Raw genomic sequence first — 14,846 nt, forward strand, 5'->3', positions numbered from 1 at the left:
CCAGAGGGTTCCCGCTTCCGCTTTCAGTCAGGCAAGAGTGCTAGTCGACGGCGCCGGCCTTTACCTTGTCCGGCTGCTCCTCCGGCCCCTCCACGACGTCCGGATCCTGCACGTTGTCCGTGTACCACTCGGTCAGCGCGGGGTTGTCGCTCCCAAAATCGGCGCCGGCGCCTTCGGCCTCCGGCACGTGCGCGGTGCCGAAGACAAAGTCGTCGCCGTGTTCGTCGATGCCTCGGCGGACGCCGCCCCTAATGGCTTCCAGCGCATACCGGCGGCGGATCATCAGTGGGTCGTTGCGCAGGTCCTTGGCCCAGGAGACCATCACGCCGACAAGGATGATGGTAAACGGGAGGGCGCAGGTCACCATGATGGCCTGGAGCCCCGAAAGGGCGTTCTGTCCCCCGGCCAGCAGCAGGAACATGGCGATCAGCCCGAGTGCCGCCGACCAGATGATGGTCACCGATTTCGAAGGCACGGGCCGGCCCGACTGGGACATCGAACCCATGACGTTGGCGGCCGAGTCCGCGGCGGTGACGAAGAAGACCAGAATCGCAAGCATGCACACGATGGGCGTCACGGAGCTGAACGGCAGGTTGGCCAGCAGATCGAACATGACGTTCTCTCCGGAGCCATTCACGGACAGGTCCACCCCGTTCCGGTTCATCCAGATGGCGGTGCCGCCGAAGACCGTGTACCAGCAGATGGAGATGGACAAGGGAACGAAGACGACGACGGTGACGAACTGGCGCAGGGTGCGGCCCTTGGAAATTTTGGCGATGAACATTCCCACGAACGGCGACCAGGAGATCCACCAGGCCCAGTACAGGGTGGTCCAGCCGGTCAGGAACTCCTCCTGCTCGGCGCCCTGGCCGGCGAAGACGGTCAGCATGTCCGGCAGGTTTCCGACAAACGCGATGAGCGATGTCGGCAGCAGATCGAGCAGGAAGAACGTCGGCCCGGTCAGCAGGACAAAGAGCGTCAGCAGAATGACCAGGGTCATGTTGAGGTTGGAGAGCAGCCGGATGCCCTTCTTGATCCCGGCGACCGCGGAGATGGTGAAGACAACCGTCAGGATGCTGATGGCGACGACAACGAAGCCGTTGCCCAGCTCCTGGCCCGTGATGATCGAGACTCCGGTGCGGATCTGGAGCGCGCCGATGCCCAGCGAGGTCGCGGTGCCGAACAGTGTCACCAGCACGGCGGAAACGTCGATGATCTTTCCCAGCACGCGGTTGTTGCCGTCGGGGAAGACCGGTTCAAACAGGGACGAAATCAGCGGCAGCCGGCCGCGCCGGAACGAGGCGTAGGCCAGGGCGCCGCCCACCAGGGCGTAGATGCACCAGGCGAGACTGGCCTGGTGCAGGAAGGTGGTCGTCATGGCCGGCAGGATGGCGGCGGAGGTGCCTGCCTCGGCATCAGTCGAGGGCGGCGGGGAGAGGAAATGGCTGAGCGGTTCCATCGGTCCGTAGAAGATCAGCGCGATACCCAGACCAGCTGCGAACAGCATGGAGATCCAGGACGCCGTGGAGTACTCCGGCGTGCTGTCGTCGGCCCCCAGCCTAATCTTGCCGGTCGGTCCGAAGCCGACCACCAGCATGAAGATCGCGGCGGCAACCATGGTGGCGTTAAACAGCCAGCCGAAATGCACAACCACCCAGCCCTGCATGCCTGTGCCTACGGAACTGAGGTTGCTGGGGGCAAAAATCGCCCACGCCAGAACGGCGAGAGAGATGGCCATGGCAAAAATGAACACACTGCGCCGGGTCGGATAGCTGACCCCGGTATCCTCAACGCTGATGCCCGGCACAAGTCCGGGATGAATGCCGAAGATTGGTTCCAAAGCCGCGTGGCGCAGTGCCTTCTTTACCCGTTCAACAGACCGCCCGCCGGGTTTCCCCTGCGGACCGGATGCCGGTGGCCTGTCAGTGCGGCTTGCGGCTCCGTCTAAACGTGAAGGGTCAGAATTCATAACGAACGACTTTAGCGCACTAGTGCGCCACTACTTGCATCCATAACGATTGGGCAACGATGCAAGCAGCACCGTGAAGGAGGCTTCGGCTGCCGTGCTCCCTACCCGACAGACGCCGCAGCAAGGATGGGCGCCATGCTCTCCTGCATGTAATCGGCCACCTCGCTCTGAGTGACAGCAACATCGAGTACAAACAGACCCTCGGCACCGTCGGCCAGCCATTCCTTGAGAACCTGGAGATCGCTCAGTGAACGCATTTTCACGCCATGCGCACCCATCGCGTGCCCCAGCGCACTGAAGTCGACCTCCGGTATCTGCATGGCCGTATCATCAAGGCCTCGCGCTGCGTACTGGTGGACCTCGGCCCCGTACGCAGCATCGTTGAACACCACCATGACCCCGCTCGGAATGGCGCGCACGGCCGACTCCAGATCCGCCAGAGCCATCAAGGCTCCGCCGTCTCCGGCAATCAGCACCGTGGTCCGGTCCGGACGGGCCACCGCCGCACCCACCGCCGCCGGAATACCCAGACCGATGGACTGAAACGCAGTGCCCACCATCATGAGGCCCTGCGGGTCCGGCGCTTGGCAGTACATCGGAATCCAGCCGCAGAAGTGCCCGCCGTCCTGGACAATGGTGCGGTTAGCAGGCAGGACGGCGTCGAGCTCCTGCGCGACGGCACGGGGATTCAGCCGCCCGTCGGCTGCGAATTCATCCGCGGCAGCGACAGAGGAGAACGACGCCGCGGTCACTTCCGGATGCTGCGTCCGCCAGCCCTCCTGCACGCCGGAAACCGCTGCTGCCAGTGCCACGGCGGTTTCCCTGGCGTCTGCCTGAACGAAGCAGGAAACCCGCGGGTTTGTAGGCGCATCGAGTTCATCAATCTGAATGACCTCGGCGTCTTCCGCAAAGAGGGATCCGTAACGGGCCTGGAAAGCGTTGAGGCTGGCGCCCGCCACGAGGACGAGGTCCGCGGAGCGCATGAGCTGCAGCGGTGCCGGAAGCGCAAAACCGCCTGCGATGCCCAGGTCCCAAGGCGTATCGAGATAGTTCCTTGCCATGAGGGAGGTCGCGAACATGGCGCCGATCCTGTCCCCCAATTCCACCAGCGCAGTCCCGGCACCGGAGACCACGGCACCGTTGCCGGCCAGGATCAGGGGCCGCTTGGCCCGGTTTATCAGGGCCGCTGCGCGTTCCACGGCGTCAGGCTCTGGCTGCATCCGTGCGGCAGGCTGCAGAGATGCCGGCTGCTCCTGCGGCCCGGCTGCTTCGCTGGCCAGGTCATAGGGAATGGAGACGATCACGGGACGCCGGTCATTCCTGGCGGTTGACCAGGCCTCTTCGGTGAGGCGCTCGGCGTTGCCGGCGGCGACGGTGAGAGTGAATACTCCCAAGCCCTGGGCAACCATCAACTGGTCGATGTCCCACGGCCGGGCTCCGGTGGTCGGAGCTTCCCCCACAACAAGCACCATGGGGATCCGTGCCTTGGCGGCCTCGGTGAGGGCGGTCAGGGAGTTGGTAAAACCGGCCCCGTAGGTCACGGTCGCCACGGCAATCTTGCCCGAGGCACGGTAATACGCGTCAGCCATGGCAACGGTTCCGGCCTCGTGCCGGGCGCTGATGTACGGCAGGCCGCGGGCCGTGAGATTGGAGGTGAAAAAGGCGTTGCCGTTTCCCATCAGGCCAAACACGACCTCAGTGTGACGCGCGCACACTTCAGCGACGACGTCGGATACGTTCAGTTGTTCTGTCATGTCGGTTCCTTGAGATCAGTGCCGGGATGCCAGCAGGCCGGCTGACTGCCGGGCGACGTCCAGAATTCTGTCATTGGCAGCAGGTGCGCCTACGGTGATGCGGATGCCCTCGTTCGGAAAGACGCGGACGGAAAGGGCGTTCTCTTCAAAGAGCGCGGCAAGGGCGGCCGTCCGGTCCCGGCTGTCCAGCCAGAGGAAGTTGGCCTCCGACGGAAGAACGGGCAGCCCGGCCGCCAACAGTGCGTCGTACACGCGCCGGCGCTCCGTCACGAGGACGTCGATCCGCTCCTGGAGTTCGTCTTCGGCCTGCAGGGATGCCAGTCCCGCCTGCTGTGCCAGCGAAGTGACTCCGAACGGAACAGCCACCTTTTGGAGATTGGTGACCAGATCCGGTGCGGCGATGGCATAGCCCAGCCGCAGCCCGGCCAGCCCGTAGGCCTTGGAGAAGGTGTGCAGGACGGCAACGTTGGGATACTTGCGGAACATTTCGATCCCGACGGCGGTGTCGGCGTCGCGGTTGAAGTGGACATAGGCCTCATCCAGTACAACAAGGACGTCCGCGGGGACGGATGAAATGAAGCTGTCCACCGCTGCGGCGCTGAGGACCGTGCCCGTGGGATTGTTCGGATTGCAGAGAAAGATCACCCGGGTTTTCGGGGTAACAGCGGCGGCCATGGCCGCCAGGTCATGGCCGCCGTCCTCGGCCAGCGGAATGGGCTGCGGTTCCGCCCCTGCCGTGGTGGCCAGAAGCGGGTAGGCCTCGAAGGAACGCCAGGCGAACATCACCTGATCATTCGGGTTGGTCACGGCGAGGATGATCTGACTGGCAACCTCCACCGACCCGGCACCGAGCGCAATGTTCTCCGTTGAAACCGCCCAGCGCGACGCGATGGCACCGCGAAGCTCCTCCGCTGCCATCTCCGGATAAAGATTGATGCCGGCAACGGCGCCGATCACTGCCTCCACCACGGACGGCAGGGGCGGATACGGATTTTCGTTCGAGGAGAGCTTGAAGGCCTCCAGGCCGCCAACGTCCGCGGGTGTCTTTCCCTGGCGGTAGGGCGGGAATTTGTCGAGTCCGGCACGGTGCGGGATGTTCATGGTTCTCCTGATGAGCCGGAACTGAAGGATAAAGGGCAGCGGCTGTGCGCTGCCCAATGAGGTTATGTAAGGTAGGTCACTCAAAACAAGCTGCACAGCAGACACCTCACAGAGTGCCACCTTAGACCCGGTTCTGCGGGGTTCTGGCTATACAAATTGCACAGTATTTCCCCATGAATTTGCTCCTGACGCATTTTGTGATTAGCGTCACTGCGAGGTTGCCGCCTTCGGACCTCACTCACTGACGAGTGTGCCGCCGGCCAGCCCCCGATTCTTTACGAAGCGGAGCACCTCCGCATCCTGACGCTTGTGAGGCCCCTGCATGACCAGTGTTGATCTGACAACCAGCCCGGCACCACCCGAGAACCGGCCAGGTCTGGGACGGTCAATGAACTCCCGCCAGCTGACCATGATGGGGCTCGGCAGTGCGATTGGTGCCGGGTTGTTCCTCGGCTCGGGGGTAGGTGTCCAGGCGGCCGGGCCAGCCGTCCTGATTTCCTACCTCGTGGCCGGCGCGCTGGTCATCATCGTGATGCAGGCTCTGGGAGAGCTTGCCGCAGCCAATCCCAGTTCGGGTGCTTTCTCCGTCTACACCGAAAAAGCCTTTGGAAAGACGGCCGGATCGGCTGTCGGCTGGCTGTGGTGGTTCCAGCTCGTTGTGGTGATTGCTGCTGAAGCCATAGGCGCCGCAGGCCTTTTGGGGTCCGTTTTCCCGGACCTGCCGGTCTGGCTCATGGCTTTGTTCTTCATTGCAGTGTTCTCACTGATCAATGTGACCGGGGTGAAGAACTATGGAGAATTTGAATTCTGGTTCGCGATCCTCAAGGTCGCCGCCATTGTGGCGTTCCTCGTGATCGGTGCCGCCCTCATCTTCGGCTGGCTGCCCAACGTATCCTCGCCGGGATTGACCAATCTCTTCGGGAGCGATGGTTTCGCACCGACCGGGCTGGCAGGCATCGCCTCGGCCCTTCTGGTAGTGATCTTCGCATTCGGCGGCACGGAAATCGTGAGCGTTGCCGCAGCCGAAACCGCCGATCCCATCCGCAGCGTGGGCAAGGCGATCAAAACCGTTGTCTGGCGGATTCTTGTGTTCTACATCGGCTCATTGGCAGTGATCGTCACCGTCATCCCCTGGGATTCGGAAGCACTGGATTCCCCCTTCGCCGCCGTCCTGGCCTCCGCCCAAATCCCTGGTGCCGAGACCGCGATCATCCTGGTGGCAGCCGTGGCGCTGCTGTCGGCGCTCAACGCCAATCTGTACGGGGCCTCCCGCATGGTCTATTCGCTGGCTGAACGCCGTGACGCACCCAAGGGGTTGCTGCGACTCAACAAAGCCAAAGCACCTTTCGTTGCAGTGCTCATCTCGGTGGCCGTGGGGGTTGTCTCCACTGTGCTGGAGCTCTTCTTCCCGGACCGGGTGCTTCCTGCTCTGCTGAACGTCGTTGGGTCCACGGTGCTCTTGGTTTGGGCTTCGGTCCTGCTGTCCCAGTTCGTACTTCGCCGCAGGGCAGACCGTACCGGCCAGTCCCTCAACCTGCGAATGCGAGGCTTCCCCTACCTGACGGTCGCCGGCATCGTCCTTCTCGCGGCCATTCTTGTGCTGGCCTGCTTCGATCCGGCTGCACGGACACAGTTGCTTTCCACCGTTGCGCTCGTGGCGTGCATCGCCGTCGCGTGCAAACTGGCGCATACCTCCCGCACCCGGCGAAGTGCCGCCGCTGACAGCTAACCGGCGCTTATGCGTCGGGCGTGAACAAATCTTCGATGCGGCAGTGGAAGACCTCTGCGAGCCTGAAAGCAAGCGGCAGCGAAGGGTCATACCGACCCTTTTCGATGGAGATGATGGTCTGGCGGGATACTCCGAGCTCATCAGCCAGCCGCTCCTGCGACCAGCCAATCTCCTGGCGGCGCTGAGGCAGCGCATTCTCCATCAGACAGCAGCTTTCTTTAGCCACAGATAGCGTGCTGCGAAATCGAGCATGGCAAATCCGACCACGCAGGCAAGGGCCAGGCTGGGGTCGGCCTCAAGTCGCGTGAAAGTGAACGCAACGGAACCGAGCCCTCCGACGAGGAGAATGTCTCCAAAAGCTCCGCTTGCCGCCTTGTCATACCATGCGGATTCAACGGAATCCTCAGGTTTGTCGGGGGCGCCGGCCAGGGTGGAGAAGTCAACAAGCATGCCCCACCCGAACGCTGAGGTAACCGGCAAAGTACAAAATGCCATCACGGTGAACTCCAGCAGAGGATTCCCGCCCCCGCCCAACCAACTGAAGAGCCCGCCCAAGCCCGCGGAGAAGACCAGGCCGATTCCCAGCGCAGCACCCCATAAGGCAACTGCGCCGCCGCCAAAGCGTGCTCGTCCCCAGCGGGTCTTTTTCACCTTCATGTCACGGTCTCTCTGCCGGTGGAAGCTACACGTAAAGGAGACTGTACTGACAAGCTCACTTTACGTAAAGGGTGCTTGACTACACACCGCGTCCAGCACCGGTCAGATGATCGCGGGGCCTCCATGCGACGCCGCGATTGTTCGCAACGCAGTTATGGGCAGAGTGCTGTTGCCTGAAGGCCGCGTGAGCAGCCTCAGTATTTCGTTGAGTCGTCCAGCAGTGCAGCGATAGCGTCCAGTGTTTGGCTGTCCACCTCAGACAGGGTGCGGGTGGCGAATTCGCGAACCTTCGCCCGCCGCATCGCCGCCAGCAGCTCCAACTCGCTCTGGATCCGCTCTGGAACTTCGCCGTCGGCCTCCAGCAGGTATGAAGGATTGATCTGGAAAAACTCGGCGAGGCCCGTGATCACCTCCGCGGGCTGGCGGACCGTGGCATCCCCTGATTTCATGTGATGCCAGCGGGTGCGTGAGAGCTTGATCCCTTTCTCGGCAAGGGCTGACTGGATGTCATGGAATTCGAAGGGTTTGCCCTCGGACGTCTGGACGACATCCAGCAGCAGATCGATTTTCCGGGCGAGGATTTGGGATTCCCTCAGGTTGCGCTGGGCAGCGCTTTCAGCGGCCACGGTTATTTTGCCTCCGAAACTGGGTAGGTCGGGTCAACATATGCCTCCAGGCCGAGGCTGCGGCACCAGGCCTGGACGGATCCATTCCACAGTTGCGGAGCAGAGTTCCACTCCAGCGTGTGATGGGCGCCGTCGAACTCAACGAATCCCACAGGCTGGCTTTGCCGGGAAACGAATGCCCGGGAAAGCTGGACGGGTACGGAGCGATCCTCAGTACCGTGAAAAATCATAGTCGGGATGCTTGGATGTTTACCCATGTATGTCGCGGGCATTTCGCGCCACCTGATGATGGGTTCACCCCGGGGGCGAATGAGGTTGACGGTGTGCGGCAGCCACCGGGCCAGGAACCCGGGACAGCCCGCACGCCGCAGCTGCGCCGAAATTATCGCCGGCCAGTCCAGCGCCGGCGACACCAGGAGCGCGCCCGCGGTGCTCGGCGCCGGGCACCGCTCGATGGTGCGGAGCACGATGGAAGCGCCCAACGACCAACCCACGAACAGGATCCTCCGGGCCCCGTGATCCAGTGCGTAGCGCCTTGCCGCCTCGATGTCTTTCCACTCGGTGAGTCCCAGGTGGCTGCGGACCGGCGTTGGACTGAGGTCCAGGGATGTGCGGTACGTAGGCAGCAGCGAGGTATAGCCGAGGGCGGCGAAAGCTTCCACTCCGCGCAGGCACTGGCTTCGCGAACTGCCCAACCCATGGACATGGATAACCCATACACCGCTGCTTGCCGACGACGACGGAACCACCCAGGCGGGAAGCCCCCGAGTCGTGACATCCTCCGCGGCGAATCCGAAGTCCGCCGGCGTCTCCCCCAAATGACCGCTGAGGCGGCCCGTGCCGTCACGAAGGAGTTGGGCAGCATCACCGCGCTCCACCGCCCGCCGTGCAAGGACTCCGACGGCGGGCGGCCCCAGCACCACTAACCCGCCGCCCGATGCAGCACGCATGCTGAGGCGCCCGGGATGGGCGGCAAATCCGTTTCGATCGAAATCCAGATACTCCTCATTGCCGGCCCGTTCCTGCCCCCGGATCGGCTCCAGTCTCATGGCGGGACCGGCATCCGTGACTTTTGCCCGGATCAAGGAACCTGCCAGGCCCGGAAGGCAGGCGAGCACCGCGCCTGCTGCCAGCACACCGACGTTTGGCCACGCCGTCACAGAGAGCGCCCCTGCTTCAGGCACAGCGCCTCGGCCTGGCTCACCACGTCTCTGTCCGCCGGCGATATCTGCCGGCCCCGGTTCTCGGCGAGGTCCATCCAGTCATGGATCTCAATCACCAGGCGGTGAATCGTATCCTCGGCGTTCCGCGTGCTTTTTCCATGCGTATCGGCAACGGACTGGGCGGTGGTTCCCACCAAGCTGACAGCGGGCGTCTGAGCGACGGTGGACAGCCATACCGCCCTGAGCCGCGGCTCGAGGACGCGGATCTGGCGACGGACGCCAAAGTCGCTGAGGAACCGGCCAATCGGTGCCACGGCCAGCCCTGAGGACAGCAGCAGAACCGTCAGTGGGTTGGCCACATCGTAGACATTCGCGACGGCGCGCCTCAGCTGCTCGTTTCCCGTCACGTTGGCCATGTCCATGACGATCACCGAGCCGCACAGGACGATGCCCGCAACGCATCCCAGTGCAATAATCCGGAACCCCACGCGAAAGCGCCTGCGTCTCATGAGCGGCACGTTTCGAAGGCAGGTGGCCAGTGTCCCGGCCATTACCGCCAGAATATAAAGGTATTGAATTCCCGAGTAGACGGTTGCCGCCGGCTGATGGCCGTAATCCTGCATGAAAGACGCGGAGGGTTCGGGGTCATCAATGAATGCAAAGCTCACCGCCATAATGACAACCGTGATGACGGCTGTACGTCGCAACCAAAGTGCTTTGGCACCGTCTGCCAGGCCAGCGGCCCCCGCGGCGTGGGCGATTGCCCGGGACAGGTAATACACACCAAAAATGAGTAAGACATTGGCGGACAGGTCAAGCCCGTTGGGCCATGGCAGTCTCTCGGCGGCCCACAGATAGAGGCCATCAATGTCCGCGGTTAAAGACGCGGCTATGACAATGGAGGCTTTCAGCAGCGTGTTGTCCGGACGGGTGCGGGCGCGGAGCGCCAGCGTAAGCACAAGCAGCCACATGAAGACGGCAACAATCACGTTGTTCATTCGAAGTACGCCTCATACCGGTAAATTTCACGGCTGGATTCTCGGATTGCCGCTGCCATAAGGTCAGCGAGATGCTCAGCAGCGGCTTCCAGGTCAGACCGGAAGTCTCCGCGCGCCAAGGCCTTGGCCACCACCTCGCCCGAGAGTTCGCGGAAGACCTTGACCCCCTGCCACGATGCCTCAACACGTTCGTCATGGCGGAGGATCATGTGTGACAGCTCGTGAAGAATCAACTGCTGGCGATGCAGCGTCCCCTGAGCGGCGGAGTGGTAAACAACGTCCACTTTTTCCCGTGGAATCCACAGCCCGCAAATATTCGTGCCGGTGAGCTTTTCACTTTGGACAATCATGATGGGACGCCGTCGAATCTTCTCGACGTGCCGGGTAAGGGATTCCAGCGTTACCTGAACAGGCAGCTGAAGGCGGTCGAACGCACTTCTTGCCGTTTGCCGAACGTCTTTCTCCATGGGGTTCCTCAATTTTTTGGGGCCTCACGCTAAAGTCTAGGTCGGAACATGTTCCAATCATGTATCGTAGGAGCGCCGGCCCGTGCCGCCCATCGTGAAAACTGTCTTGCGGAGTTGGGGGACTCCGCGGGTTTTCGCAGCATGCCCGGAACGGGCCGGCACCTTTTTATCTCGGATCGTTTCAGCAGCAAGATGCAAAAAAGCCCGGGAAGCGGCCGGCTTCCCGACCGCTTCCCAGGCTCATTCATCTTCCCGGGCTCATTCATTCTGCAGTGTCTGCCGGCGCCGCAATTCGTGCTTTGACGCTGGTTACTGCTGCGCCACCCAGGCGGCGTAGCTGCCGTCCAGTTCGACGACGTCGTACCCTGCGCGGCGCAGGCCGCTGGCTGCCACGGAGTTGCGCACACCGCTCTGGCAGTAGGTCACGATGGTGCCGTTATCCGGAAGTTCCTCCAGGTGCCACAACACCCGCCCGCCGCTGAGCTGGTGCGAACCGGGAATGTGCCCGGCGGAGTGCTCGGTGCGGTTGCGGACGTCCAGCACCATGGCGGCGTCGAATTCCGGAAGTTCCGACGGCTGGACCAGCGACGGAGTGAATTCCGGCAGCCCGTCGATGCTGGTGACGTAACCGGCAACGTTGTCGATGCCCACGCGGACCAGGTGGTCCCACATTTCCTGCGCCTGCTCCTGGCCGTCGGCCAGCAGCACCAGCGGGCTCTGATCCTTTTCCGGATCCACCACCCAGGCACCGAAGCTGGCAACGGACTTGCCGGCGGGAATGTTGAGGGATCCGGCAACAGTGCCCTCATGGACACGGGCGTTGGAGCGGGTGTCCACGAAAATCGCACGGTCGGCGGCGAGATCACTGACGACGTCGTCGGTGGCCAGTTCCTGCAGCGGCGCCCGCTCGCCCATGACGGCCGGGCCCTGCCGGTTTTGGCGCTTCATGCGGCCGAAGTAGGCGTGGGCGTCGGGCTGTCCGTCCAGCAGCTCGTCAATGAAGCCCTGCTCGTCGTTGTTCTCCAGGTACGGACCCCACCATGCATAACGGCGTTCGTAGCCGACAGTGGAGGACGGGATGGCACCCAGGGCCTTGCCGCAGGCGCTGCCGGCGCCGTGACCCGGGTGCACCTGGACGTAGTCGGGCAGGGTCAGGAACTTGTCCCGCAGGCTGGCGAACAGCTGCTTGGCACCTGCAAAACGGGTGTCGACGCCGCCGGCGGCTTCGTCCAGCAGGTCCGGACGGCCGAGGTCACCGGAGAAGATGAAGTCACCGGAGAGCAGGTAACCGGGCTGATCACTGAACGCGCCGTCAGTGATCAGGAAGGACAGGTGCTCCGGGGTGTGGCCGGGGGTGTGCAGGGCCTGGACCGTGATGTTGCCGAGCTTGACGGTGTCCAGATCATGCAGCCGTTCGCCGTCGAAGTCGTACTGCCAGTCGGGTCCGCCTTCGCCGGAAACGTAGATGGCGGCGCCGGTGGCGGCGGCCAGTTCCCGGGTGCCGGAGAGGAAGTCGGCGTGGATGTGGGTTTCGGTCACGGCCACGATCTTCATGCCGTTGGCGGCGGCGAGAGCCAGGTAACCGGCAATGTCGCGGCGGGCGTCGACGACGATCGCCTCGCCCTTGGCCTGGCAGCCGATCAGGTAGCTGGCCTGGGACAGGTCTTCGTCATAGATGCGTTCGATAAGCATGGGTTCTGCTCCTTCTGTTGTGAAGTGGAAGGTTTGTTGTCTGTGGAGCTAGGCCGGCAGGTGCCGGGACGCGTCGCCCCGGTGCCGGTTGGTTTTACGCAGCGGGCAGGAAGGGATGAACAGCCAGCAGACGGCCACCGCAGCCAGCGCAAGTGCCGCAACGCCCCCGGCGAGAATCAGCTGGAGATCCGCCGGTGCCTGCTGTATGAGCACGAAGGCGCCCATGACCAGGACAAACCAGCCAAAGCCCTTGCGGAGCGCGGTCTCGGGGATCCGGCCGGTGAGCTTGGCACCGATCAGGCTGCCGACAATCGCAGCGGCCGTGACGGCCAGGACCAGGCTCCAATCCAGCTGGACCGTGGTGAGGTAGCCGGCGAGTCCGGCGAAGGACTTCATACTGATGACCACCAGGGAGGTGCCCACGGCAATGGACATCGGCAGTCCGCCAAGCAGAGCCAGGGCGGGAACTACAAGGAATCCTCCGCCGGCACCCACCAGTCCGGTGACCAGGCCCACAACGAGGCCCTCGACCAGGATTTTTCCGAGCGGCATCCGGCGCGGAGCACCGCCGCTGTCAGTGCCTGCCGCCTGTTTGTTCTTACGGCCGCGGATCATGGCGGCCGAGGTGGCGACCATCATCAAAGCGAAGGCAACCAGCAGAATCTCGCCGGGAATGAAGCCGCCCAGCAAGCCGCCGGCAAAGGCGCCAAGCATGCCGGCGGCACCGAAGATGAGGCCGGTGCGCCACATTACCCGGCCGCTGCGGGCATGGCTGATCGCGCTGACCGCTGAGGTGACACCCACGACGAACAGCGATGCCGCAATGGCGTCCTTGGCGTCGAACCCGGCCACGTACACCAGGATCGGGACGGTCAGGATGGAGCCGCCGCCGCCGAGGACACCGAGGGAAAGCCCGATGAGAATGGACAGCGCCAGAACGAGGATCAGTGTCGGGGTCATGATGCCGCCGCGGCATCCCCGGTTGCACTCAGCGGCAGGCTGGCGAGGACGTCTTCAGGTGTCGGTTCAACGGCGGCTTTGTTCCACGGCATGACGGAAAGCGCCTGGCCCATGGCGCAGGTGTTGGTTGCCGCGGAGAAGGTCAGGCCGGCCCCAATGACGCCGGCCAGGGTCCGGATCTTGGGCGAGGCGAAGCGGCCGCCGGTCAGGCCGGCCAGCACGAGGGACCCGGCTGCCAGGCGCACCTGGCGCTCCAGATCCCAGCGTTCCTTGCCGCGGACAACGTTGCCGCCGGCCGCCGCGTAGCCCGGTACACCTCCGGTGAGGACGGTGGCTGCATCTATGCCCGCTGCGCCCAGCCGCTGGCGCGCCTGCTCGGCACGGACACCCGACTGGCAGACCAGAACGACGCTGCCGCCGAGGCGTGTTGCCACGGAATCGGCATGGTCCTTGAGCAGCGGAAGGGGCACATTGACGGAACCGGCAATGTGCAGGGACTCGAATTCAGCTGCGGAGCGGACGTCCAGGACGATCAGGTCCGGGCGCTCACGCTGCCAAGCCTGCAGCGTCTGCGCATCGAGTACGGTGACGGCCGATGCGGGAGTTGCAGAGCCGGAAGTCGAGGGTGTTGCGGAAGCCATGGGGTCCTCTCAGGACGGGGAAGATGAATACCCCACCGAGTATTACTTATACCCCCGGGGGTAGTCAAAACACCCGCCGGGGTATAGGCTGGGATCTTCCCTAGCTTCGGAGACACTCCATGGAACTTGATGCAACAGAGCTCACCCCGGTCATCAACCGGCTCAAGCGTGCGCAGGGCCAGCTGAGCGCTGTCACCCGCATGCTGGAGGAAGGCCGGGACTGCAAGGACGTTGTCACGCAGCTGGCCGCCGTCTCCAAGGCGTTGGACCGGGCAGGTTTCCTCATCATTGCCACCGGGCTGCAGCAGTGCCTGACCCAGGAAGACAACGCCATGGACAAGAAAGAACTGGAACAGCTCTTCCTGTCCCTGGCGTGACACGGGTCCGGGCGAAGAAGCCCGGCCGGCGGCGGGGCAATTTCGGGAAGGCCTTGTTCCGGAGGCAGCATGTAACGAGCCTTTAAGGGAGCAACAGCTCCGTCAAAGGAATCGGCATGAAACTCTCCATCAAACTGGCGGCTGCCGCAGCGGCCGTTGCCTCCCTTGCCCTCTCCGCGTGTACAAACGACCCGGACCAGGCGGCTGAAGCACCCGTCACGATTACTGTGTCGGCCTCCGCAGGCACTGAGTCAATGCGGCCGGAAACAACGTCACCGGCTCCAACCATTGCTTCACCCCCGCCGACACAGCAGCGCTCCAACAGGTCAGCACTGGAGATGACGCCGGAAGAGGCCATGCATGCGGCCAATAACGGTGAAATCACCATGTCCGAATACTGCGCCCGGGATACCTTTTTCACGTCCGGGGATACCCAGATGTGCTACTTCTACAAAAATCCGGAGCCGCTCTGGCCGCAGGACTATGAAGAGATTTCCTGGCGTGACAGCCCCACCAGGTTCACCTTTACGTATGATCAGGCCTATGCGGCTTGGCAACAGGGGACGCCTTACTACGTAGCATTCTGCCTCAACTACGAGCCGGTAACGTCCGGCGGTATTTCCCAGTGCGACGGGATTCAACTGGGAACTGTCGACGGCTTCACCGGCGAGTACATCGGCCCCTGACGAACCTGACTGGGGCTGCCCTACGC

Annotated in this window: 14 protein-coding genes and 1 pseudogene; 3 read left to right on the forward strand and 12 right to left on the reverse strand. The window is 63.3% G+C overall.

Annotation, left to right across the window (positions count from 1 at the left end):
• Positions 1-40 precede the first annotated feature (40 nt).
• The 3 genes from MUG94_RS14420 to hisC all read right to left on the reverse strand — a co-directional run bounded on the left by MUG94_RS14420 (position 41) and on the right by hisC (position 4,824).
• Positions 41-1,807: a BCCT family transporter gene (locus tag MUG94_RS14420; protein WP_279324708.1), complete on the reverse strand. Its 1,767-nt coding sequence runs from the start codon at positions 1,805-1,807 to the stop codon at positions 41-43.
• A 263-nt stretch (positions 1,808-2,070) separates the two neighbouring features.
• Positions 2,071-3,723 (reverse strand): thiamine pyrophosphate-binding protein, encoded by a 1,653-nt coding sequence (locus MUG94_RS14425; protein ID WP_227906791.1) that lies wholly within the window; start codon positions 3,721-3,723, stop codon positions 2,071-2,073.
• Between the two features lie 15 nt (positions 3,724-3,738).
• Complete coding sequence (gene hisC / locus MUG94_RS14430; protein ID WP_227906793.1) at positions 3,739-4,824, reverse strand: histidinol-phosphate transaminase; 1,086 nt, start codon at positions 4,822-4,824, stop codon at positions 3,739-3,741.
• A 322-nt stretch (positions 4,825-5,146) separates the two neighbouring features.
• On the opposite strand from hisC, the gene MUG94_RS14435 reads away from it, so the two are divergent.
• Positions 5,147-6,553, forward strand: coding sequence for an amino acid permease (locus tag MUG94_RS14435; RefSeq protein WP_227906796.1), 1,407 nt, complete (start codon positions 5,147-5,149; stop codon positions 6,551-6,553).
• A 7-nt stretch (positions 6,554-6,560) separates the two neighbouring features.
• Here MUG94_RS14435 and MUG94_RS14440 read toward each other — a convergent pair whose 3' ends face one another.
• The 9 genes and pseudogenes from MUG94_RS14440 to MUG94_RS14480 all read right to left on the reverse strand — a co-directional run bounded on the left by MUG94_RS14440 (position 6,561) and on the right by MUG94_RS14480 (position 13,757).
• Positions 6,561-6,755 carry a helix-turn-helix transcriptional regulator gene (locus MUG94_RS14440; protein WP_227890409.1) on the reverse strand — a complete coding sequence of 65 codons (195 nt, stop codon included), beginning with the start codon at positions 6,753-6,755 and terminating at the stop codon, positions 6,561-6,563.
• Entirely contained in the window at positions 6,755-7,210 is a 456-nt protein-coding gene (locus MUG94_RS14445) for a hypothetical protein (RefSeq protein ID WP_227906798.1), read from the reverse strand. Before MUG94_RS14445 ends, MUG94_RS14440 begins: the two co-directional genes overlap by 1 nt.
• 194 nt (positions 7,211-7,404) lie before the next feature.
• On the reverse strand, positions 7,405-7,836 hold the full coding sequence (locus MUG94_RS14450) for a hypothetical protein (protein WP_227906800.1): 432 nt from the start codon (positions 7,834-7,836) through the stop codon (positions 7,405-7,407).
• 2 nt (positions 7,837-7,838) lie between these two features.
• A complete protein-coding gene (locus MUG94_RS14455) occupies positions 7,839-9,020 on the reverse strand; it encodes an alpha/beta hydrolase (protein ID WP_247098819.1) in 1,182 nt (393 codons plus the stop codon).
• Positions 8,993-9,997, reverse strand: coding sequence for a hypothetical protein (locus MUG94_RS14460; protein ID WP_227906803.1), 1,005 nt, complete (start codon positions 9,995-9,997; stop codon positions 8,993-8,995). The genes MUG94_RS14455 and MUG94_RS14460 overlap by 28 nt, the downstream gene beginning before the upstream one ends.
• Positions 9,994-10,464 (reverse strand): hypothetical protein, encoded by a 471-nt coding sequence (locus MUG94_RS14465; protein WP_227906805.1) that lies wholly within the window; start codon positions 10,462-10,464, stop codon positions 9,994-9,996. Before MUG94_RS14465 ends, MUG94_RS14460 begins: the two co-directional genes overlap by 4 nt.
• Positions 10,465-10,773: 309 nt before the next feature.
• Positions 10,774-12,156, reverse strand: coding sequence for a rhodanese-like domain-containing protein (locus MUG94_RS14470; protein WP_227906807.1), 1,383 nt, complete (start codon positions 12,154-12,156; stop codon positions 10,774-10,776).
• A gap of 55 nt (positions 12,157-12,211) precedes the next feature.
• A pseudogene (locus MUG94_RS14475) lies at positions 12,212-13,116 on the reverse strand (sulfite exporter TauE/SafE family protein); the annotation flags it as partial.
• Positions 13,113-13,757, reverse strand: a complete 645-nt coding sequence (locus MUG94_RS14480; protein ID WP_227906810.1) for a rhodanese-like domain-containing protein — start codon at positions 13,755-13,757, stop codon at positions 13,113-13,115. The gene MUG94_RS14480 and the pseudogene MUG94_RS14475, both read right to left, overlap by 4 nt.
• A gap of 119 nt (positions 13,758-13,876) precedes the next feature.
• Between MUG94_RS14480 and MUG94_RS14485 the strand changes: the two genes are divergently transcribed.
• Positions 13,877-14,134 carry a metal-sensitive transcriptional regulator gene (locus tag MUG94_RS14485; RefSeq protein WP_104053005.1) on the forward strand — a complete coding sequence of 86 codons (258 nt, stop codon included), beginning with the start codon at positions 13,877-13,879 and terminating at the stop codon, positions 14,132-14,134.
• A 116-nt stretch (positions 14,135-14,250) separates the two neighbouring features.
• A complete protein-coding gene (locus tag MUG94_RS14490) occupies positions 14,251-14,820 on the forward strand; it encodes a hypothetical protein (protein WP_227906812.1) in 570 nt (189 codons plus the stop codon).
• Positions 14,821-14,846: the final 26 nt, after the last annotated feature.

This window comes from Arthrobacter gengyunqii (assembly GCF_023022985.1).
Taxonomy (GTDB): domain Bacteria; phylum Actinomycetota; class Actinomycetes; order Actinomycetales; family Micrococcaceae; genus Arthrobacter_B; species Arthrobacter_B gengyunqii.

What these genes read in the sequence shown, in the direction of transcription:
- MUG94_RS14425 (WP_227906791.1), bottom strand. Translation starts at nt 3,723, where the DNA reads ATGACAGAACAACTGAACGTATCCGACGTCGTCGCTGAAGTGTGCGCG.
- hisC (WP_227906793.1), bottom strand. Translation starts at nt 4,824, where the DNA reads ATGAACATCCCGCACCGTGCCGGACTCGACAAATTCCCGCCCTACCGC.
- MUG94_RS14435 (WP_227906796.1), top strand. Translation starts at nt 5,147, where the DNA reads ATGACCAGTGTTGATCTGACAACCAGCCCGGCACCACCCGAGAACCGG.
- MUG94_RS14440 (WP_227890409.1), bottom strand. Translation starts at nt 6,755, where the DNA reads ATGGAGAATGCGCTGCCTCAGCGCCGCCAGGAGATTGGCTGGTCGCAG.
- MUG94_RS14445 (WP_227906798.1), bottom strand. Translation starts at nt 7,210, where the DNA reads ATGAAGGTGAAAAAGACCCGCTGGGGACGAGCACGCTTTGGCGGCGGC.
- MUG94_RS14460 (WP_227906803.1), bottom strand. Translation starts at nt 9,997, where the DNA reads ATGAACAACGTGATTGTTGCCGTCTTCATGTGGCTGCTTGTGCTTACG.
- MUG94_RS14465 (WP_227906805.1), bottom strand. Translation starts at nt 10,464, where the DNA reads ATGGAGAAAGACGTTCGGCAAACGGCAAGAAGTGCGTTCGACCGCCTT.
- MUG94_RS14470 (WP_227906807.1), bottom strand. Translation starts at nt 12,156, where the DNA reads ATGCTTATCGAACGCATCTATGACGAAGACCTGTCCCAGGCCAGCTAC.
- MUG94_RS14480 (WP_227906810.1), bottom strand. Translation starts at nt 13,757, where the DNA reads ATGGCTTCCGCAACACCCTCGACTTCCGGCTCTGCAACTCCCGCATCG.
- MUG94_RS14485 (WP_104053005.1), top strand. Translation starts at nt 13,877, where the DNA reads ATGGAACTTGATGCAACAGAGCTCACCCCGGTCATCAACCGGCTCAAG.
- MUG94_RS14490 (WP_227906812.1), top strand. Translation starts at nt 14,251, where the DNA reads ATGAAACTCTCCATCAAACTGGCGGCTGCCGCAGCGGCCGTTGCCTCC.